This window comes from Paenibacillus solani, from assembly GCF_050475945.1.
In the GTDB taxonomy this organism is placed as follows: Bacteria; Bacillota; Bacilli; order Paenibacillales; family Paenibacillaceae; genus Paenibacillus_AQ; species Paenibacillus_AQ solani_A.
Map to the genome: position 1 here is coordinate 399865 of NZ_JBCMXJ010000005.1, position 20636 is coordinate 420500.

Annotated in this window: 21 protein-coding genes and 1 riboswitch; of the genes, 6 read left to right on the forward strand and 15 right to left on the reverse strand. The window is 48.1% G+C overall.

Annotated features, from left to right (window positions below):
- Window positions 1-50: 50 nt before the first annotated feature.
- Entirely contained in the window at window positions 51-614 is a 564-nt protein-coding gene (hxlB, locus tag ABEQ74_RS03540) for a 6-phospho-3-hexuloisomerase (RefSeq protein ID WP_430119531.1), read from the reverse strand.
- 6 nt (window positions 615-620) lie between these two features.
- Window positions 621-1253 carry a 3-hexulose-6-phosphate synthase gene (gene hxlA / locus ABEQ74_RS03545; protein WP_430119534.1) on the reverse strand — a complete coding sequence of 211 codons (633 nt, stop codon included), beginning with the start codon at window positions 1251-1253 and terminating at the stop codon, window positions 621-623.
- 391 nt (window positions 1254-1644) lie between these two features.
- On the opposite strand from hxlA, the gene ABEQ74_RS03550 reads away from it, so the two are divergent.
- Window positions 1645-2202, forward strand: coding sequence for an AAA family ATPase (locus ABEQ74_RS03550; protein WP_430119537.1), 558 nt, complete (start codon window positions 1645-1647; stop codon window positions 2200-2202).
- Between the two features lie 201 nt (window positions 2203-2403).
- On the opposite strand, the gene ABEQ74_RS03555 is transcribed toward ABEQ74_RS03550, so the two are convergent.
- The 5 genes from ABEQ74_RS03555 to ABEQ74_RS03575 all read right to left on the reverse strand — a co-directional run bounded on the left by ABEQ74_RS03555 (window position 2404) and on the right by ABEQ74_RS03575 (window position 6959).
- Window positions 2404-2946, reverse strand: a complete 543-nt coding sequence (locus ABEQ74_RS03555; RefSeq protein WP_430119539.1) for an NADPH-dependent FMN reductase — start codon at window positions 2944-2946, stop codon at window positions 2404-2406.
- Window positions 2947-3081: 135 nt separating this feature from the next.
- Window positions 3082-3867, reverse strand: a complete 786-nt coding sequence (locus ABEQ74_RS03560; protein ID WP_430119542.1) for a VOC family protein — start codon at window positions 3865-3867, stop codon at window positions 3082-3084.
- Window positions 3864-4424, reverse strand: coding sequence for an NADPH-dependent FMN reductase (locus tag ABEQ74_RS03565; protein ID WP_430119544.1), 561 nt, complete (start codon window positions 4422-4424; stop codon window positions 3864-3866). Before ABEQ74_RS03565 ends, ABEQ74_RS03560 begins: the two co-directional genes overlap by 4 nt.
- A gap of 172 nt (window positions 4425-4596) precedes the next feature.
- Window positions 4597-5262 (reverse strand): response regulator, encoded by a 666-nt coding sequence (locus ABEQ74_RS03570; RefSeq protein ID WP_430119547.1) that lies wholly within the window; start codon window positions 5260-5262, stop codon window positions 4597-4599.
- On the reverse strand, window positions 5262-6959 hold the full coding sequence (locus ABEQ74_RS03575) for a GAF domain-containing sensor histidine kinase (protein ID WP_430119550.1): 1698 nt from the start codon (window positions 6957-6959) through the stop codon (window positions 5262-5264). The genes ABEQ74_RS03570 and ABEQ74_RS03575 overlap by 1 nt, the downstream gene beginning before the upstream one ends.
- A 445-nt stretch (window positions 6960-7404) precedes the next feature.
- Between ABEQ74_RS03575 and ABEQ74_RS03580 the strand changes: the two genes are divergently transcribed.
- A complete protein-coding gene (locus tag ABEQ74_RS03580; protein WP_053492866.1) occupies window positions 7405-7686 on the forward strand; it encodes a CD3324 family protein in 282 nt (93 codons plus the stop codon).
- Between the two features lie 201 nt (window positions 7687-7887).
- On the opposite strand, the gene ABEQ74_RS03585 is transcribed toward ABEQ74_RS03580, so the two are convergent.
- From ABEQ74_RS03585 to ABEQ74_RS03595, 3 genes are all read right to left on the reverse strand, one after another.
- The gene (locus ABEQ74_RS03585; protein WP_430119553.1) at window positions 7888-8424 is read right to left on the reverse strand and encodes a hypothetical protein; all 537 of its coding nucleotides are present in this window, start codon (window positions 8422-8424) and stop codon (window positions 7888-7890) included.
- 19 nt (window positions 8425-8443) lie between these two features.
- Entirely contained in the window at window positions 8444-9940 is a 1497-nt protein-coding gene (locus ABEQ74_RS03590; protein ID WP_430119556.1) for an amidase family protein, read from the reverse strand.
- Between the two features lie 235 nt (window positions 9941-10175).
- Complete coding sequence (locus tag ABEQ74_RS03595) at window positions 10176-10589, reverse strand: DUF4183 domain-containing protein (RefSeq protein WP_430119559.1); 414 nt, start codon at window positions 10587-10589, stop codon at window positions 10176-10178.
- 460 nt (window positions 10590-11049) lie between these two features.
- Between ABEQ74_RS03595 and ABEQ74_RS03600 the strand changes: the two genes are divergently transcribed.
- A complete protein-coding gene (locus ABEQ74_RS03600; RefSeq protein WP_430119562.1) occupies window positions 11050-11844 on the forward strand; it encodes a DUF4183 domain-containing protein in 795 nt (264 codons plus the stop codon).
- A gap of 116 nt (window positions 11845-11960) precedes the next feature.
- Here ABEQ74_RS03600 and ABEQ74_RS03605 read toward each other — a convergent pair whose 3' ends face one another.
- From ABEQ74_RS03605 to ABEQ74_RS03615, 3 genes are all read right to left on the reverse strand, one after another.
- Window positions 11961-13469, reverse strand: coding sequence for a rhamnulokinase (locus tag ABEQ74_RS03605; protein ID WP_430119565.1), 1509 nt, complete (start codon window positions 13467-13469; stop codon window positions 11961-11963).
- A gap of 66 nt (window positions 13470-13535) precedes the next feature.
- Window positions 13536-14195: a class II aldolase/adducin family protein gene (locus ABEQ74_RS03610; protein ID WP_430119568.1), complete on the reverse strand. Its 660-nt coding sequence runs from the start codon at window positions 14193-14195 to the stop codon at window positions 13536-13538.
- 24 nt (window positions 14196-14219) lie between these two features.
- Window positions 14220-16013 (reverse strand): L-fucose isomerase, encoded by a 1794-nt coding sequence (locus ABEQ74_RS03615; RefSeq protein WP_430119570.1) that lies wholly within the window; start codon window positions 16011-16013, stop codon window positions 14220-14222.
- A 199-nt stretch (window positions 16014-16212) separates the two neighbouring features.
- On the opposite strand from ABEQ74_RS03615, the gene ABEQ74_RS03620 reads away from it, so the two are divergent.
- Entirely contained in the window at window positions 16213-17070 is an 858-nt protein-coding gene (locus tag ABEQ74_RS03620; RefSeq protein ID WP_430119573.1) for an AraC family transcriptional regulator, read from the forward strand.
- A gap of 98 nt (window positions 17071-17168) precedes the next feature.
- Here the strand turns inward: ABEQ74_RS03620 and ABEQ74_RS03625 are convergent, their stop codons facing one another.
- Entirely contained in the window at window positions 17169-17558 is a 390-nt protein-coding gene (locus ABEQ74_RS03625) for a 2Fe-2S iron-sulfur cluster-binding protein (protein WP_430119576.1), read from the reverse strand.
- Between the two features lie 215 nt (window positions 17559-17773).
- On the opposite strand from ABEQ74_RS03625, the gene ABEQ74_RS03630 reads away from it, so the two are divergent.
- Window positions 17774-19048: a stalk domain-containing protein gene (locus ABEQ74_RS03630; protein WP_430119579.1), complete on the forward strand. Its 1275-nt coding sequence runs from the start codon at window positions 17774-17776 to the stop codon at window positions 19046-19048.
- 103 nt (window positions 19049-19151) lie between these two features.
- Here the strand turns inward: ABEQ74_RS03630 and ABEQ74_RS03635 are convergent, their stop codons facing one another.
- Window positions 19152-19628, reverse strand: coding sequence for a C40 family peptidase (locus ABEQ74_RS03635; RefSeq protein ID WP_430119582.1), 477 nt, complete (start codon window positions 19626-19628; stop codon window positions 19152-19154).
- 3 nt (window positions 19629-19631) lie between these two features.
- A riboswitch (cyclic di-AMP (ydaO/yuaA leader) is annotated at window positions 19632-19765 on the reverse strand.
- 259 nt (window positions 19766-20024) lie between these two features.
- Here ABEQ74_RS03635 and ABEQ74_RS03640 point away from each other — a divergent pair.
- Window positions 20025-20552 (forward strand): hypothetical protein, encoded by a 528-nt coding sequence (locus tag ABEQ74_RS03640; protein ID WP_430119585.1) that lies wholly within the window; start codon window positions 20025-20027, stop codon window positions 20550-20552.
- The last annotated feature ends 84 nt before the right edge of the window (window positions 20553-20636 follow it).

The window sequence follows — 20636 nt, forward strand, 5'->3', positions numbered from 1 at the left end:
TGGTTACAGGGATATCATCAAAGCGGCAAACTTATCATCTCCGGCTATTCTTATTCCAAATTAGCATGAAGGCTGAACATTTGGTCTGAGCGAAGCTGGCTTTTCTCCATCAATCTCAGGATAACCGCATCAAGCACGATCAGCATGCTTTGCTCAAATAATGAAGCCATTGGTTGAACGGTGACGAGGATATCCTGATTCTGCTCCTTCGTTGTTCCCGGAAGCTGGACGATGGCATCCGAAAGCTTACCGATACTCGATTCAGGTTTCACGGTTACAACCGCAACGGTGGACCCGATCTCTTTGGCTCTCCGGGCCATAGATACCAATCCTTGCGTTTCGCCGGAGCCTGAACCGATTAGAAGCAAATCACGCGCTCCGATGGCCGGTGTTACCGTATCACCGACGATATGAACCTTAAATCCCATCTGCATTAACCGCATGGCAAAAGCCCGGATCATAAGAGCGGATCTGCCTCCCCCTGCCAAAAAAACGGCATCGGATTGCATGATTCGTTCAATCAATTCCTCGATCTGGCCCGCATCCACCTGCTGTACGGATTCCGATAACTCTTTGGCAATAACGGATGCATGTTGAAAGATGTTATGACTCATAGTGACTTATGCCTGCTTCACAAGCTCATTCATTTGAGCCGCTGTGGCCTTCTTGTCGGTTTGGCTTGTAATTCCTCCGCCGACGATCACAAGATCGGGATTGGCCTGAATCACCTCAGGGAGTGTCTCCATTTTGATTCCGCCCGCAACGGCAGTTTTGGCTTGTTTAACGACACGTTTGATCGCCGCCAATTCCTCAAATGAATTTTTGCCTTCCGCCTGGTGGTCGTAGCCGGAATGAACGCAGATATAATCCACGCCGAAAGCATCAATCTCCCGCGCCCTGGCTTCAATGTCCTTGACATTGATCATATCCACCATCACTTGCTTTCCTTGTTTGAGGGCTTCCGCCACTGCGCCTTTGATCGTGGAATCATCGGATACGCCAAGCACCGTGATGATATCCGCACCGGCTTCGGATGCCTTCATCACTTCATAACCGCCGGCATCCATAATTTTAAGGTCGGCCAGCACGCGCAAATGCGGGAACGCCTCTTTAATCGCTTTGACGGCATGAAGCCCTTCGTTAATGACAACCGGCGTGCCGATCTCCACGATATCGATAAACTCCGCTACCTCTGCCACGACTTCTTTTGCTTCCGGAATATTCACCAAATCCAATGCCAATTGAAGTTCCATATTATCAATCTCTCCTTATGAGTGTATTTGTTAATAACTACACGCTCATTGTAGAGTAGACAGTTTACTTTACGGAAGTACGTACTTATAAGTGAGATACTTACGTAGAAGTAAGTAATACGGAGGGACAAGGGTTCTTGGGTTTTTGTTTATTTGCAAATCTTTTGTCTCGATCGTGGTAAAAAACAATTAAGCCTGTTTTTTCACTTCAGGAGCGCTGAAAGCTATGGTTTAATATAGATGTCAGGCCGGACAAAATGATCGGAAAGGAGGCTGAACGAGTTGATTCAGAATATGGAGGTGGCATCCGTTTAAGCGGGTGTCACGTTAAGAGGAGTCCTGTATCAGGGCTCCTCTTCATTTCGGTTCCGACAGAACAGGAGGAGTAATAATGCCTTTTTTACGTCAACCATCTGTTATCATCATCACTGGCGTAATGGCTGCAGGGAAGTCTACCGTTGCGCAGCTGCTAGCCGAGAAGTTTGAACGCGGAGTCCATTTAAGAGGGGATTCTTTTCGAAGAATGATTGTTAAGGGCAGGGAAGAAATGCTTCCGGATGCTTCCACTGAAGCTGAACGACAGCTCTCATTACGGTATCACTTATCAGCTGCCACTGCCAGAGGCTATGCGGAAGCCGGTTTTGACGTTGTCTGGCAGGATGTCATTCTTGGCCCCTCCCTGCTAGAGATAACCCAAATGCTTAATGATCTCCCCGTCTTTGTCGTAGTGCTAAACCCTTCCGAAACTGCCATCAGCACACGCGAGCAGACTCGTAACAAAAATGGCTATGGGGTTTGGACCATCCAGGAGTTAAATCGGCGATTAAACGACGAAACGCCGAGAATCGGCTTGTGGCTGGATACCTCCGATTTATCTCCTGAAGAGACGGTAGAAGAAATCTGGAAGGGAATTTGGGATGAGGGGAGAATCCGGCAGTCTCAACAATGAGATAGATCATGAGCGCCTCTATAAAAATAAGAAAACTCGGCTGATTCATTGAATCGGGTCTATAGTACCCTTCATTTTCATTGTAGATCCCCGTTAATAACATAACTCCTCGTTTAGGGAATCATTTATTTCATTCCTAGAGCTAAACATACAAGAGAAAGCCCTTTGGCAGGTGCTGCCAAAGGGCTCATAACATTGTATTTATTTGCGGTTATTCATCCAGTTGATGAAATTGTTTACTACGATATCGATGAAACCGATGGTCGGTTCATGAATCAGTTTCCCGGACTCATCCATTTTCTCGTGTACTGCACCAATATATACTTCATTGTTTGGAAGCAGAGGCGAAGAAATACCGATAGAAAACAGGATATCCCGCAAATGCTCTTGAGCGCGGACCGTTCCCAGCTGCCCCATCGATGCCCCCATAATCCAGGAAGGTTTGCCGTTCATGACCTTATCTACACGGGACAACCAATCCAGTGCGTTCTTGAGCACCCCAGGGATGGAGTAATTATATTCTGGAGTGATCCACAATACCGCATCAGCCGCAGCAATCTGCTCCTTGAATTCCCGAACAGAAGCAGGCGGGTCCAGCTCAATATCTTCATCGTAAAACGGAAGCTCATGAAGCCCCAAGATTTCAAACGTAATCTGATCCGAGTAACGCTGCTTTAAATATTTTGCCAGTTTCATATTGTACGATTCTTTTCTTATACTTCCTACTACGATTGCAACTTTCATGATACCCTCCATTTTCTATGCCTTCTAAGCATATACCATTCAGATTTTAGCAACTATTTTTAGACTATCACCATTTTTTACCAAAGTCAAAACACCCTTTGTCCTGTTCATTATGACTGAGTTCACCTCCTTCCCTCAAGGGACATTCGGCAGATTCAGCCTGGCTGCGATGTCTATGGGGAAGCTTGTTATTTTCATTCGAATTCTGTATCCATACATTTTAAAGATCAGACCTTCATCGTCATCCGCAATAATCAACCGCCGATCCAGAGAGGAACGAATTTGATCCACATAACTCTCATCTGACACACCATAAGTAATCTCCATGGAAGGTGCCAGCGCATACATCGAGATAGGAATCCATTTGCGTTTTGTCGAGACTACAACAGCATGGGCGGTTCCCCCAATGACAAAAGCGAATTCCTCCGACTCCTTGGCAATCGATAATCCAAGTAACTGCTTCATCCATAATCTTGCGGCTACCGGATCCTCCACAGGCAATCCCACCTCCCGCAAGTATAGAATGCCATAGGTACCAAACGGAGCCAGCACCCCTTTTCTCAGATCATCATGCGCGATAAACTCAAGCAAATGCCCATCGCCATCCCTAAAGTAAACATTTACGCCAGAATCGAAGCGATCGACCGCTTCGCCATTCGGCCATTTCAGCAGCGGTATCTGCTCAGATAGCTTCCGGATTGCTGATTCGAACTTAGAACTCGCCACTTCAAACGCGAGATGGACAGGCGCTATCGGTTCATACGCTTCTTCAAACGTCAGCGTGAAATCAGGAGTAGGCTGAAACACGATCTCAACCTCGCTTTCCCTTGCAACCGGGAAATGAAGCACGCCATGGTAGAACTGCTTCACACCCTGAATGGAGACGGTTTTTAATGTTAATCCGGCAAAATGGGTAATCATGAGGCTTCGACCTTCTCTCCACTGCTGATCTTCCTGACCAGCTCCATAAAGATGGAAAGTGCCTCTTTGGCCCGATAATCCAGTACGATCACGCCTTCGGCAGCTTCGGTTTCATATATCAAACGCTGCGAACCGCCGATAGAGATCCATTCCGGACTGTTAATGCCGTGTAAATTGCGTACGGTAGCCTGCATCTGCTGCAATGAACTGACCCCGACCGCGCCTCCGGCCGAGCTTACCGATAGAACCGGCTTACCCGAGAAATGCAGCTTTCCCATATGATCCAGAGCGTTCTTCAGCACACCACTCATCCCTCCGTGATACTCCGGTGTAGTCAAAACTATGCCATCCGCCTCCAGCATCAAGCGCTGCAGCTCTCGCACCCCATCATGGGAATTGAATATATCGTCTGGGGAGTAGAACGGGAGCGGCGTTTCATACAGATTGAACAGCTTCACTTCCACGAATAACCGATTCATTTGAGCTTCCAGAGCTTTGGCCAGCATGGTACTCGTTGCATCCTTGCGGTTGCTGCCCGCGATAATCACGATCTTCATCGTATAACCTCCCTTGTTCGTAAACGATTGTTTTGTTAAGTACATTGTAGAGGAGGCAAGCGATCTAAATCGTCATTATTTCGAGTGATTTTACAAGCAAAAAGCTCTCATGCCTTTGGCTGAGAGCTTCTACAACTTTAGTCTTACAAATGATCGTTATGTACCTAACTTTCTAAACAATACCATGCTTGAGCGCGTAGATGGCCGCCTGGGTCCGGTCTGCAACCCCCAGCTTATCCAGCAGATGGCTGACATGAGTTTTAACCGTCTTTTCTGTAATGTAGAGCGCTTCGCTAATTTCCCGATTATTCATGCCTGAGGCAATCAGCTGAAGTACTTCTTGCTCGCGGCGGGTAAGCTTATCTAACAGCAGAGTCTCATCGTGATGGCCAAGCTCTGTGGCTTCATCTGCTCCCTCTGTTGTGGTAACATGAGTCATCAGCAGCCCGGCTGCATCCGGATGAAGCTCAACCTGCCCTTGATGCACACGTCTTATAGCCGCAACCAGATCTTCAGGCTCAATATCCTTCAGTAGATATCCTCTAGCACCTGCGCGAATGGCTGGCAGAACATGGTCATTATCTATGAAAGAGGTCAGCACGATGACTTTCATGTGAGGCTGCTCTTTTGCTAGCCTTGCTGTTGTTTCGATTCCATTGAGAAGAGGCATATTCAGATCCATCAACACAACATCTGGATTCAAAAGCTGGGCTCTCTCCAACGTTTCCTTACCGTTCGCCGCTTCGCCAATCATTTCAATATCTGGCTGGGTAGCTAGAAAAACTTGCAGCCCTCTGCGTACCATGGCGTGATCGTCAGTGATTAACAATCTTATCATCAGTAATCCCCCTCCTTATCAGATGATCTCGCCTCCAAGGGGATCATTACTTCTACAATTGTACCTTCTCTGTAAACACTGTACAGACGAAATTGCCCTCCAATGGATTCTGCCCGCTCCCGCATGCTCGACAATCCAATAGAATGTCTCGTCAGCTCATTCAGTCGTTGTTTGGTAATCCCGCGTCCATGATCCTCAATCCGCAGTTCAACATGATCATCTTGTATGATCAGTATCAGCAACACATCCTTCGTAGCTGCATGTTTGCTTACATTATTCAATGCTTCTTGACCTATTCGCCATAAAGTTTCTTCCACGCTCCTCGGCAGCTCCTGAATACCGCTGACATGAGACCGCACCATAAGTTTCAAGCGTTCACCGTATTGCTTCAGGCCAGTGATCAGCCCTTCTTCAAGTCCCGGTGGCCGAAGCTGCATGATCATTTCTCGCATTTCCTTGAGAGCACTTTGTGATAATGACTGGATGTCATGGAGGGTATCCTGCAGCAAACTGTTCTGCCCGTGCGACTGCGTACCAAGCATACCTCCGACTCCTTTGGACATCATTCCAAGCGAGAACAAGGTTTGACTTACGGAATCATGCAGGTCTCGGGCGAGGCGGTTCCGTTCATCCATCCTGGCAAGCTCCCGTCGATTCTCTTCCAAACGAATACGCTGAAATGACATGCCGATTTGTTCAGCCAGAGCCACGATTACCTCAGAATCTCCGTGATTCGAGCTCCCATACGTATCATATCCGACCATTAGCAGTTCATATGAAAAGTCCCCTGCCCCTGCAAGCGGAACAGCGATTACTTGCTTGATCGGGGATATCCAACCCTCTTCAACTAATTGTTCCGAAAGCCGCTGTGCATCTTCGTCATGGATTGTATCCACCTTGTGCCTGCCAATACCCGGGCGCGCTGAACTCATTCCAGCAATCGTAAATTGAGCATGCGGCAGGGTGGTTTGGCCACCAGTATATAACGCACGCAGTTTCATTTCATTACCGGTGAGCTCCAGCAAAGCAGCAACTGGCCAATCAAAATAGCGTCCCATCAGACTCATGACTTGCTTCGTTAATTCAGACCGATTCACTGCCTGAGAGGCATAGGCACCAAGAGCGCTGCTATACTCCCCAAGCCGGGTGAACAAGTCGGCACGACGCTGCTCGGCAGCATATAGCCGCATGCGCTCCATCGCGGTGCCGATTTGATAAGCTACGGATTCCAGCAGTTCCAGCTCCTCTTTCGAAAAATGCAGCTTTCCCGGCGCTGCCACATTCAATACACCAAACCTGCGATTGCCGGATCTGATCGGAACGGTTGCATGGTGAGTAATTCCTTCCGTATCGCCCCATTGATACCGAACCGCGTTATCCAAACGTTTGCAATTCAGAATGTTCACGGCATTTTTCAGACGACCATCATCATAGCGCTCCAAGCACCAGCAGCTGCCGCAGCGCATGGGCTCGTTATCCCCCCGGCTCAGGCCTGGAGGCAAATTTCGGCTGGCTACGAATTCATGCGTTCTCTGCTCTTCCACCAGAAACATCCAACCTGTCGTAAGCCCCGTCAACTCCAGCAGCTTGCCAATAACTACATCCAGCATAGGAGTTAAGTCATTGGATTCGTTCAATGTTTCCGCAATGGTCTTCAATGTGATTAATTCCTGGATATGCGGATCATATTCGGCCATACACACTTGCTCCTTCTTTGTATTGCATTCTGAAGTAACTATAATATATAATCCTGTCACACACCAACCATTCCTTATCGAGCCCACATTCGCCTCTGGAAGATCATTCATCCCATGAATTATGGTAAAGAACAATTAATATTGTTTTATCTCTTGCAAATTTCCACCTACATATGGCTTAATATAGAAGTCGGGGCCGACGAAATGAGCTGAAAGGAGGCTGATTGCAATGATTCAGATCCGTGAGGTGGTATTCGCGTAAAGCGAATATCCGTTAAATGGGAGCCCGCTGCGGGCTCCCTATATCTATTTTTAATACCAACGAATTTTAAAAATCCAAAAACCAAAACCAATATCACGAAAGGAGGAGGGCAAGCATGATCAATGCAATTGTTTTGAAACTCAGCGATAGCTTAAATATGTTTACAGAAAGAGGAGGGCATCGATGGGCCATTACAAGAACGGAAGAGAAGTGCTTCCCCCCGAGCTGCTGCAGCAAATTCAACAGTATATAGACGGAGAATTACTCTACATACCGAAACAAAGCGAGCAAAGAGCCGGCTGGGGAGAGTTAAGCGGTTCCAGACAACGCATCGAAAGTCGTAATAAAGAAATGTATCGCGCTTACTGCAAAGGACGGTCTATTGAGGAATTGGAACGGACCTACTTCTTATCTGGAGAAAGCGTACGCAAGATCATAAGTAAACTTACTCGCGTAGGGACCTAAGTCGATGAGACGAGGCGGTCTTCACACGGATTAACATAGGACTGTCCCCTTGGGGTGCAGTCCTTTTCATATTGCTCTATCCACTATCGTCTACAGTAAGAGTATGGTTCTTTCTGGGCAGCACTGGGCGTTTGACCATCCATCTCACGACATAGAACATGCCCGGCTGCATAGTAATCCGCAGTCGGGCATCATAATACTCTATTGATCTTCACGCTTCTCCCCAGCTACATCCCATCGATGGCGAAATTTCTCCAGCCTAGGATGCAAGTACTGCGGCTCAGACAACAGGATCAGCCTCAGCTTAACAATCCATTCCTCAAATGAAGAATACGATGAAAAAGAATTAGCCACCTCTGGTGTCAGTAGAAGAAAATGGGGACCTTTATATTTCTCCGCCAGATGATGGAGCGCGGTATCGATCGGCGTGTATTTTTTTCGTTTCGACTCAAAAGATTCAATCACAACCGACCGTGCAGCATGCTCTAAGGTCCATTCTTTAAGCTGTTTCTCCCGTTTGTAATAGGGGCTCACCGCCCCCTTGAACATCCGCCTTGCCGTCTCTTCATGCAGCGGATACAAGACCAGCTTTTCAAAAGACCTCTCCTCTTTGATAGTTACAGCCTGTTGCAATTCCTCTTGAATCTGCTCAAACAGATCATAAAATATCAAGGTTCCCTTGGTAGTCGGTTTCGGGGGCTCGTAGCCGTAAGGTACGTACTCCAAATTGCGTGGCATGATGAAACTTCACCTCTCCTTACTCGGATGACTGCAATGAAAGCTTTGGGGGTACTCGATGCTTGGTAGCTTGTTCATAGCCATAGGCTAACTTTATCAGCACGGGCTCACTATGCGCCGTCCCGACAAATGTTATTCCTTGAGGACCTTTTGTGTTATATCCTCCCGGAGCAATGACGCCATGCTCGGCATAACCTCCAGGAACGGTAATTGACGGATATCCCGCCCGGGCAGCCAGATCCGGTCCATCTTCATTACCCAGAAACAGCAAAGCATCCAACTGATATTCCCTCAGCACATGGTCGATGCCTTTGGCGCCTGCCATCTCTTTATTTTTTCGCATGCTCTCAAGATACTCTTCTTCGGTCAGCGAGCCGCTCGTTTCCTCAGCCCATAGCAGCGTACCTTGCCCATACTTCAGGGCAATGTCGGCATGCGCTTCATTAAAAGCAATGACATCAGTCAATGAATGAACCGGCAGCGACGGGTCAATATTCGCCAAATAGTCGTTAACATATTTCTTGAACTCATAGCGAAGAACATTGGCATCCCAGCGGGTGTCCTGGCAGGGCAGCTCTATCGGATCGATAATCGCAGCCCCCTGTTCACGCAGAACCTCAATCGCGGACTCTATAATATGTAGTCTATCCCGATCCAGGTGCTTATAGTAGTATCGTGGAATCCCGATTCGAGCTTTCTTTAAATAACTGGAATCCAAAAACTCTGTGTAATCCTTGATCTTATACTGTGAATCTATCTTGGTCGCATCATCCGAATCATCAGTTCCCACAATTGCGCTAAGCAAAATGGCGGCATCCTCCACCGTTCGAGTCATAGGGCCTGCTGTATCCTGTGTACGTGTAATGGGGATGATGCCAGACCGGCTCACCAGTCCGATAGTCGGTTTAATGCCAACCAGACTGTTTTGACTGGCAGGACTGATAATCGAACCCGATGTTTCGGTCCCGATTGCCCCCGCGGCCAAATTTGCTGCCACCGAAGCACCAGAGCCCGAGCTCGAACCTCCAATGAACATTTCACCTGGACCATAGGGATTTAATGTGAGTCCATGTCTGGATGTGTAACCCGCCCACATGGTTGGTGACATGAAATTTGCCCACTCGGTCATGTTGTTCTTGCCCAATATAACAGCACCCGCGTTGCGCAGCTTCGCAGCTACAAAGGAATCTTTAGCAGCATACGAATCGGCAAGAGCGATGGAGCCTGCGCTTGTATGCATTCGATCCCCGGTATCGATGTTGTCTTTCAACAAAATTGGAATACCATGGAGCCAGCCTCTTGCTCCGTGGTCACTGCGCTCTCGATCCAGCTCCTCGGCAATCTGCAGTGCATCCGGGTTCACCTCAATGATCGAACGAAGAAAACCGTCATATAACGTTATTCGCTCCAAATACAATTGGACCAGTTCAGTGGAAGTCATCCACCCTTCCTCCATTGCTTGCTGCATATCTTTAATGGTTGCTTCTACAATCCATGTTTTTTTATCCGTAATCATATAGACCCTCCAGTGTTCGTTATCTTGTAAGAGTTAGTCATATATTAGAGTCTTGTTAAAGTTTCATATTTTAGCCTCCAGACCGCACTATTCTTTCACTACTAATTCGAGTTGCAGGAGCAGAACTCCTCTAGTTGCGCGGAAGAGAAGGAATTCAAATTAGGCTTCAAAAGCAAGAAACGGATCAAGAATGTCATCTTGATCCGCTTCTTCAGCTCCTTCATGAGGTTTTATTTTAACTGATGATCGTAATCACTGGCGCAGATATGGTGGGCTGTGTCGTTATCGAAGACGCTGCATTGGTGAAACTTGCAATCTCTAACAGAACCGGTGTACCCACTAGAACATCTGTCGTATCAAGAACCAAGCTCTCTGTTGTTAAAGTGGATAAGGCAAGCTGTTGAAGCATGCCGTTAATATACACATTATAATATTCAGTACCTGTTAATGCTGGAAATGCCGTCACGGCTGCTTCAGTATCATCGACAAAACTCGTTGCCGGCATCGTAATTGAGTCCGCTCCAATCATTGCCTCGGTGATCAGCGCAAAATAACGGGTTACGATAGGCGTTACTGTTGTGGTGATCGTTCCGCCTGTAGCCACGGGGACCGATGCAACAGCAGTAATAATTGGTTTGATAACTGGCATATCATCCCTCCTCTTCTTAGATATGATAAAAATATGGCAGTGCCACAATATAATTAAATGATAGTTATTGAATTTTTGATTCTGGTATTCTCCCAATTATTTAATTTTATTTAGTGAACACCCATGAATTAGACGATAAATCCTTGAATTAAGGACAAATACCCACTCCGCTTCTACTCATCTAACATAAACTAAGCACATACATTCAGACCGGGCGGTGATAAGACTGAAAACTCCCATAATGAAACGGAAACAATATCCAATACTAAAAGCAATTCGACATCATAAACATAGGAGCTTTAAGAAACACAAATGCAAACATGTCATGTCAACAGACAAAACTAAACGTAGATACAGATGCAAATGGAAATACTATTCCAAAAATAATTCTAACTCCCGATGCCCTCACTTAACCAACCCTTCACCTGTTAAGTGTAGACGTCTAATGGGGAGCTGTGCTGTGAGGTTTCTAGGTGCACGCGGACCCCGAGGGGCTCGGGGCACTCCGGGAAGGGATGGGCTTCCAGGCATCCCTGGGCCGGTAGGCCCTCAAGGGACTCAAGGTGCTCCGGGAAGGGATGGGCTTCCAGGCATCCCTGGGCCGGTGGGCCCTCAAGGGCCTCAAGGTGCTCCGGGAACGGATGGGCTTCAAGGCATCCCTGGGCCGGTGGGACCCCGAGGCCCTCAAGGCGCTCCGGGAACGGATGGGTCTCGAGGTATCCCTGGGCCGGCGGGCCCCCGAGGCCCTCAAGGACCTCCGGGAACGGATGGGTCTCGAGGCATCCCTGGGCCGGTGGGTCCTCGAGGCCCTCAAGGCGCTCCGGGAACGGATGGGCCCCCAGGCGTTCCTGGGCCAGTGGGTCCCCAAGGGCCCCAAGGCGCTCCAGGCATCCCCGGGCCGGTGGGCCCCCAAGGGCCTCAAGGTATACCTGGTAGCGCAATTGTACCGGAGGTTAGAGTCCTCCCGACCACGCTTCGTTATTTTTACCAATTGAGGACCGAGGTTAGCCTGGATGTTCCCTTTATTATCACAGCTGAGCAATTTACAGATGATAACGGCAATCATTCGTTCCAGAGTTTAGAAGTCGGTTCGGACAGCTCCTCCACGCTTTATATCAATGGCATGATTCAGGAAGGCCGCATTTACACGCTTACTTCCGAAACGCTGACCTTGTATTCTCCAGGTGATATGCTCCAGTTGGGGACACCGATTTTGCTCGAAGTACTGTATCTCACCGTTCAGGTTGTGACCTGAACTTGGCCGCAAGTGCACAAAGAACCCACTGCAGCTCATGCTGCGGGGTTCTTTGCGATTCTCAATATGTTTATTTTCTTCAAGATGAGACTGGCATACAGTGCTCGCTCGCCTTATTATTGTACCTGCCGCTGCTTGATAATTGACTTGTAATGCACGAAGGCAGCCTCCCATGCTTCTGTGCACTCAGGCTCAAACCAGGCAAGTGGAAATGACCGCTTAACAAGCTCCACTCCCTCATTCCGATTACGCAAGATGCCATTCGCTACGAATTGAACCAGCATATTACCGATAGCGCTGGCTTCAACCGGCCCGGCCCACACCGCTTTACCCATAGCATTCGCCGTATAACGGCATAATAACTCGTTCTGAATGCCGCCGCCTACCATATGGAGCCCCTCATAATGCCGCCCTGTAAGATCCTCCAACCGTTCAAGCACTTCTCGGTATCTTAGTGCCAAGCTTTGCAGAATGCACTGTACATATTCCCCGGTGCTCTGAGGAATAGGCTGCCCTGTCTCGCTGCAGTATTCCCGAATTTCAGCCAGCATGTCGGAAGGATTCATGAAACGCAGGTCATCCGGATAAATGAAGCTGCGGAAAGGTCCTGCCTCCCGCGCCAGTTCGATCAGCTCCGCATAAGAATACGTCAGCCCCTCATTCTCCCACTGCCGCTTACACTCTTGAAGAATCCACAGACCCATAATATTCTTGAGCAGTTGATAGGTTTGATAGGCTCCGCCCTCATTGGAAAAGTCTTCCTCCAGCACCTCTCTATGGACAAGCGGCTTTGAAAGCTCTGTTCCGAGAAGTGACCAAGTTCCGCAGACGAGATAGGCAAAATTCGATGAATTCGCCGGCACAGCAACGACGGCTGATTCTGTATCATGCGACGCTACGGTAATAGCCTCAATCGCCGGTACCCCCAGCTCTTGGGCTACCGAATCTTGCAATTTTCCAATCATCGTTCCCGGCTGTACAGGATCCATAAACAGGGATGCAGGAAGTCCGAGCTCTGCCATCAACTTCTCATTCCATTTGCCTTCAGTAATATGATATAGCTGAGTTGTGGTGGCCATGGTAAACTCACATGTCTGTACTCCAGTAAGAAAATAGTTTAGAAGATCTGGAGTGAGCAAAATTTTATCCGCAATCTTCAACATGGGTGACTTGGATTTGAGCATCGCCTGGAGCTGGAAGATCGTGTTGAACGGCATGAATTGCAGACCGCTCTCCTGAAATAAACGTTCTCTACCAACCTGCTTCCAGGTGTGCTCCATCATACCTTCTGTCCGCAGGTCCCGGTAATGGTAAGGCACCCCGATGAGTACCCCGTTACCGTCAATAAGCCCATAATCGACGCCCCATGAATCAATCCCGTAGCTGACTGGCTCATAGCCGGCCTGGAACGCTTTGCGGATGCCTTGCTTAACTTCCTGAAGCAGCATAGGGAAGTTCCAGTGCAAATGTTCTCCAAGCTGAACAGGTGTATTGTTAAAACGGTGAATTTCCGTAATCTTCAGCATGCCGGGCGAGTCATGATCAGTGAAGGTGATTTCCCCCAGCAATGCCCGGCCGCTGCTGGCCCCTAAATCAAACGCAAGCACTGCAGATGATCTGCTCATAAGTCGCTTCCTTTCTTACCTGTACTAAAACAACTCTAGAAGAAACAACCCGATCGTAATCCTGTATTATTTCATCTTCTGTAAGAGTTGAATTCGATAATCCTCGCTCTCCAGTGCAGCGATATCATCCACTTCCTGGTCCGTCAACGGCACCGGTGTGCCGGCAGCCTTGGCACTCAGATAAATCTTGGCACTCTCTTCAACCACCTGGGTTCTGTAATACGCTTCGCGTAGATTCCGTCCTGTTGTGACCAGTCCATGATTACCAAGCAGAATGGAACTGGCCGTTGTCACTTTCTCAGCGACAGCATTTGCCAGCAAATCTGTCGTAGGAATAATGTAAGGAATGTATGCCGTACGTCCGACTAACGCCGCCTGATCGGGAAACATCACCGGCAGGTTCTTTTCCACCAGCGTAAAGGCAATGCAATGAGACGGATGCGTATGCACCATAGCCCCGATATCTGGGTTGCTGCGGTACCCATACAGATGCATAAGCACTTCAGAGGAAGGCCGCAGTCCCACATCGGTTATATCGCCCGTAGGAATATCGACTTCAATCCACTGCTCCGGTTCGATCTCCTCCAGCGCGAAGCCGCTCGGAGACAAGTACATCTTGTCTCCTGCTCTGGCGCTGATATTCCCTCCCGGTCCTACGACGAGACCACTGTCGACGATTTTTTTGGCATATTTGCACAGCTCATTCCTGGTTTCTGCATTCAGCATGGTGTTCTCTCCTCCCTGTTGAGCTTACTTATATAAAGGCCCGAAATTCTGACAAGCACGGAAATCCGCGCTTTCCGGGTCGGATGTTCCGAACATCCCCCATGCCCGGGGACGAAACACCTGTTCACCAGACACATTATGCATGTTTACCGGAATTCGCAGCACGGAAGCCAGGGTGATCAGGTCCGCACCAATATGACCAAAACTGATAACGCCGTGGTTCGCTCCCCATTGGTTCATCACTTCATAAACACTTGTGAATGCCCCCTGTCCTGTAAGGTTCGGAACGAACCAGGTTGTCGGCCAGGTTGGATCGGTACGCTTATCGAGCGTATCATGTACTTCCTCTGGTAGATCAACGGAATAGCCTTCCGCTATTTGCAGCACAGGACCTAAACCCTTCACCAGGTTTAAACGGAACATCGTCATCGGCATGCCGCCGCGTGTCAGGTAATCCGTGGAGAAGCCGCCGCCCCGGAAATATTCAACGGAGGCAGGACGCCACTGGGTGGCCTTGAGCGTACGCTCGACTTCTTCATCCGTGATTTCCCAGAACGGCTTTATGGCCGGCTTTCCGTTTATCTCCTGCTCTCCTGTTCCGTCTAGTGCCGCTGAACCGGAATTGATCAAATGCAGAATGCCGCCCGCTGCCTGGCCTTCAAGCTTATAACCAGTCACTCGCTCAACCGAAGCCGGACTCCAATAGGTTCTTACGTCTGCAAAAATCTGTGCCGTATTGGTTAACAAATATCCAAACAGCATGCTTACACCATTCAGGCTGTCATTCTCAGTAGCGACGATATATGGCGACCGTTTGCCGTTCCAATCGAAGGAGGAGTTGAGCATCGTCTCCAGAAAGTCACCATTCGGCGAGTGATCCGTCCACTGACGCTGACCCTGAAATCCGGAAGCGATAGCACTGTGGCCTTGAGCTTCCTCTTCGAAGCCAAGCTCTTTCAGACGCGGATTGCCGATCATCAAATCGCGCGTAATCAGCGTCATTTTGACAACGGTTTCCCACTCCAGATCCTTGCGCTCCCGGCTGTTCTGGAGATGATCCGGGTTGTTATCCTTCCCTTCCGCACAGTTCTCCTTCACCCAAGCCAGTGCCTTCTCATACTCTTCAGGATCGTAGATGCCTTCCTCTAAACGACGTGTAAACTCACTCATATCGACATACTCGTTCCGCATGCCCAAGTATTCTTGAAAGAAGCTGTCATCTACGATCGATCCGGCGATGCCCATTGATACAGAGCCCATGGACAAATACGATTGTCCGCGCATATAAGCCGCAGCCAAACCACTCCGCGCAAAACGCAGCAGCTTCTGTTGTACATCATCTGGTATATGGGTGTCCCCTTCATCTTGAACGTCTTCCCCATAGATCCCGAATGCAGGCAGTCCTTTCTGAGCATGTGCAGACAACACAGCAGCCAGATACACCGCACCAGGGCGCCCTGTTCCATTAAAGCCCCATACCGCTTTTGGTCGCGAAGGATCTGCATCCATTGTTTCGGTTCCATAACACCAGCAAGGTGTAACGGTTATAGTGAGACCCACCTCGGCATTTTTAAATTTTTTGGCGGCTGCAGCCGCTTCTGCTGCTCCACCGATGCAAGTATCCGCAATCACGCATTCTACAGGATCTCCATTCGGGTATTTAAGCTCTTTCGATAAGAGTTCAGCAACAGCCTTGGCCAGATTCATGGTCTGATCCTCGAGCGATTCTCGAACTCCTCTTCGTCTTCCATCTATCGTAGGGCGAATACCAATAGTCGGAAATCCATCCCGCCATCTGTAATCGTTTTCAAATGTCATAAAATCCGCGCCTCCTCTAAGGAATATGTCAACATTGTAAGTTTTTTCGCCATGATGGATAACCCACTATTTTGTTCGATCACCTCACAATTTCAGCAAGACAGTGAACTTTATCCTTATCGAGGTGTAAACGATTCCAACACGGAGGGCAATTATGCATTATAATAAGAAGAGATGCTGCTTGCAGGAGGGACAGACCGTGCCAAAGATCGAAATCACACATAGCAAAAGCGATCACTTCCGCTTCATCAAAGAGCCTCAATTACTCTTTGCCGGGCAAGTCTTAGATGAAGAATTCTTCTATGGTCCACCCCAGATTCACGATTATTGCGAAATTATCTATGTAGTAGAAGGACGCGGAGAATTCAATATCGCTGGAAAGAATTATGAGCTCCATAAAGGCGATGTTGCCATATACAATCCCGGTATTCCCCATGAAGAGAAATCCATCACGGACGGACCATTCAAGGTCATCTACTGCGGCGTAGATTCGCTTCACATTGAAGGAGTTCCCCAGGGCATGCTGCTGCCGGCTGCTGTCGAGCCCGTCATATCCTGTGAGAAGTATGCTTACAAAGTTGAGAGCTATCTATCTGAGATCCTTCGTGAATGCGATTCTCAGGTGCTGGGATACGAAACCTTGAGCACCAACCTGCTAATGTCATTGATTACCGTCATCTACCGCATAGTAGATGTTAAGCACCAGTTTAAGTCCTTGAAGGGCAAGAATGAAATCGCGCTGCGCACCAAACACTTTATCGACGCGAACTATACCCAGAGCATCAGTCTCAAAGATATCGCCGATACCATGTATGTCAGTCAGCACTATCTCTCCCATCTATTCAAAAAAGAAGTCGGAGATTCTCCCTTCAATTATTTGATATCCCGCCGAATAGAAGAGGCCAAACGGCTTCTGGCAGATTCCAGCAAGCCGATCCATGAGATTGCTTCTCAAGTGGGCTACGGCAATGATAAGTACTTCTCCATGCTGTTTAAGAAAATGACTGGCCAAACGCCAAGCTCATTCCGGGAACAGCGTAAAACAATTCTGAAATAAGAGATTATCCATGGTTATCCATCCTAAAAAAGCAGGCAGCCACTATTTCATGGCTGCCTGCTTGTATTTTTAAACGTTTCTCTTGTTCATCCCCATCGTCAAAAGTAGGGAGCATGCTTGATTTTAACGGGACCGACCATTTCGATCTTGCTCTGGCATCCCAGACGGTATCCCTCGTCCAACTCTTCCGGATCAAGGCGGCGTTCTTCAGCCAGATTGGGCTCGGATAAATACTCGATTCCCTCAACCACCAGGCATCGACAGCGGGCGCAAGTTCCTCTTTTGCAAAATGAGTTCCAGTCTACTTCATTCCGCTCGGCCAGATCAAGCACCGTGATCCCCAAGACGGGCGCTACGCTCCGCTGAACCTCACGGCCCGAAAGCTCAATCAGCAAATCCGGTACCGCCTCGACCATTTCTGCCGCTGCTGGAGTATGCTGCTTCTCTACGCTATCCCCACTCTTATTATTCTTCCAGAATTTAAACACCCTAATCCCCCTATGCATGTAACCATCAGGCTATGTATGAATTCCTGTATTTATTATACTTGAAAGTTTAATAAATCAACACGTTTACTCTTATCGATTCTATGACACTTGGAATTGGAACCCTATGAAAATTTTGTTATACTAACGTATGCTAGATTCTAATGACTTGAAAATAATACCACTCTATTAAATATGGGTTGGGAGGAAAACAAAGCATGCTGTACAAAAGAATCGGAAAAACGGTTGTCGCCTCAGCTCTTGCCTTATCCTTGCTTGGAGTTGCGTATGACCCTGGTCAGACATATGCCGAGCCGGCCATATCGGTAAAGCTGGATAATGTGCCGCTGACATTTGATGCCGCTCCACGCATAGACAAAGGGGTTACCTATGTCCCGTTTCGAACGGTCGGGGAAGCACTAGGCATTGATATCAAATGGAACAACAAGACACAAACCGTAAAGGCCACAGGTAGTGTGCAAGGACAATCCACTGAGGTTCTGCTCCAAGTGGGAAGCACTACGGCAACGGTTAACGGAGCAAAGGTTACACTCGCCGCTCCGCCGGTCCAGCGGGATGGCCGCGTGCTGATTCCGCTCAGTTCCTTCAGCAGCCAATTCGGTGTTGATGTTGGCTGGAATCAGGCAACTCGTACGGTCTCCCTTGTGTCTCCAAAGCGCGAGATGCATCTTAGAGCCTTCTATGCCGTGAGAGCATATCAAGAACTGGATCTGGTGAAATCCCTGAACTCCGTTGCATTTGGATGGAGCCGTATTGATCGTAATGGTCAGTTTACGCTTGAAGGGGATGAATACCGCCTGCCTGCTTCGGATGGGGATGTTACTCCGCAATCCATTGTAGCGGATGCAGCCAATCAAAGCATTAAACCTTACCTTATGGTCTATGCCTTGGATGGAAACGGTGAGCTGACCAAGGTTTTGAGCGACAGCAGTCTGCGACAAAAATCCATTGAAGGCATTACAACAGCAGTTGCTGAGAATGGATTTGGCGGGGTCGTACTAGATTATGAAGGACTCGGTTTTAAATTGGACGCTGTAGAACAACAGAAACTGTTAAACAATTATGCCAAACAATTGAGAGCTGCATTGCCGAATGACATCGCCCTGTCCTTAGCGGTGCCGCCGCTGAACAGCGCCTATAAAGGCTATGATTACAAGACGCTTGCAACCATCGCCGACGATCTTATTCTTATGGCGTATCAATATAACCCAGTGGGCACCAAAGAGCAGGTTCCTGAACCGAATAGTTTGGTTGACAAAGCAATACAACTGGCGCTTGAGGCGGGTGTACCTAAACAGAAGCTTCTGCTTGGCATCAATTTAAACAGCGAAACAGGCAGTTCCGTGAACGATAAGCTCGGTTTGGCCAAGCGCTATGATCTGAAGGGTGCTGCTTTCTGGCGTCTTGGATTGTTCCGTCTCTATAACAATGGAATGGACGCTGCCGTGAATGCTTCGGTTGTTAAGGAATAACAGGCCGGATAACCCGTAAAGTTTATGATTTAAAAAAGAAAGCCTGACAAGAGATATCTCTTGATCAGGCTTTCTTGTTATGTATCGATACCTAAACTACCAATTAGCTTGCACTTCCTACCAGCTTCGCATAGTTTTCTTGATTCAATACACGACGTGCTGTAACATAACGAGGCTCATAATAGGAATCGCTAAGTTCGCTGATTCTTACTCCCTTGCTGCTGGAAGCATGTGCGAATTGCCCATTGCCAATGTAAACGCCTGCATGAGAAATACCGCTACCGCTCGTATTGAAGAACACCAAGTCTCCAACCCGCAGATCTTCACGATCTACATGGACTCCCGCTTGAGCTTGTCCTTGGGATGTACGCGGAAGATCAACGTCGAAATTTCTAAACATGTAGAGAATAAAACCGGAGCAATCAAATCCGCTAGTGGTTGTTCCGCCCCACTTATACGGAGTTCCTACCAATTGCTTCACTTGATGCTGAAAGTTCGGTTGTTGATCAGCAAACGCTGTCACGGCACCTGAAGAAAAAATAATTGCAGACCCGAGCAATGTGATGGCAAACTTCTTCAAAATATATTCTCTCCTTCGATGCCTACGGAGTTAGCTAAGGGTTCGGTTGAAGGTTCCCTATACTCTCTACGGTACAAGAATAATTCACCCAAGACGGTTCCCCCGTTTTCACAAACGAAATTCGGCAAAATTCATTAACATTTTGTAACCTTCTCTTAATATAGTATACAAGCAAGGATGCTGTCAATAATAACCTAGCAATCTATCATATTATGTTTGCGGCTGTCGTAAATATCCATATTTTCTGACTGACTTGCACCTTTTTACGAGTCTGTATTCATGACAATTATGTAACTCTGAGTGTTTTTGCGCCGTGACTTTTTGCACATCCAGCAACTTTTCATTAAGTAATACGTCTATATGGTCAGATACGTAATCTGAAGAGGTGATAATCATTTGAATCAAATAACGATGGCCGAAGCGTTAGCTGTCCGGGCAGCCATTAACCGTCTCATGAATCAATTGATATCGGAGCGAATGAATAACAGCAGCACGATTATTGAAAAAGGAGAAACTGCTGAGTATCCATCGCGCAGCGTGGATGTCATTACGGAAGAACTCGAAGCCGTCGCCGCTGATTACAGAAAACTGGATCTGCTGATGGCCATTTCCAATACAACGCAAACCATTCCGTGGAATGGCACGGATATTACAATTATGGAAGCCATCGAGATGGCCAAGCAAATACGCAGTGATATCGGTCAGCTTGCCCATCTTGGCGCTCGTAAGAAGCTGGAGCGTCAAAGCAGCCGCGGAAGCGGGGATGGTGCCGTAACGCTCTTCAACGTTGCTTTATACGATCCTGAAGCTTATCAAATGCAGGCACGGAAGAAGGAGCGGGAAGTTACAAAGCTCTCTGCGTTAATCGAACATGCTAATCATTCAGCGATGATTACGTTTGACGCATCAAAATATATGGACTAGCGACTGCCGCCGGCTCCAAGCAGGCAACTCGCCTTACTTTGCGTGTTTGGAGCCGGCGGTTACCGCTGGCGGGCGGGAAAGTGC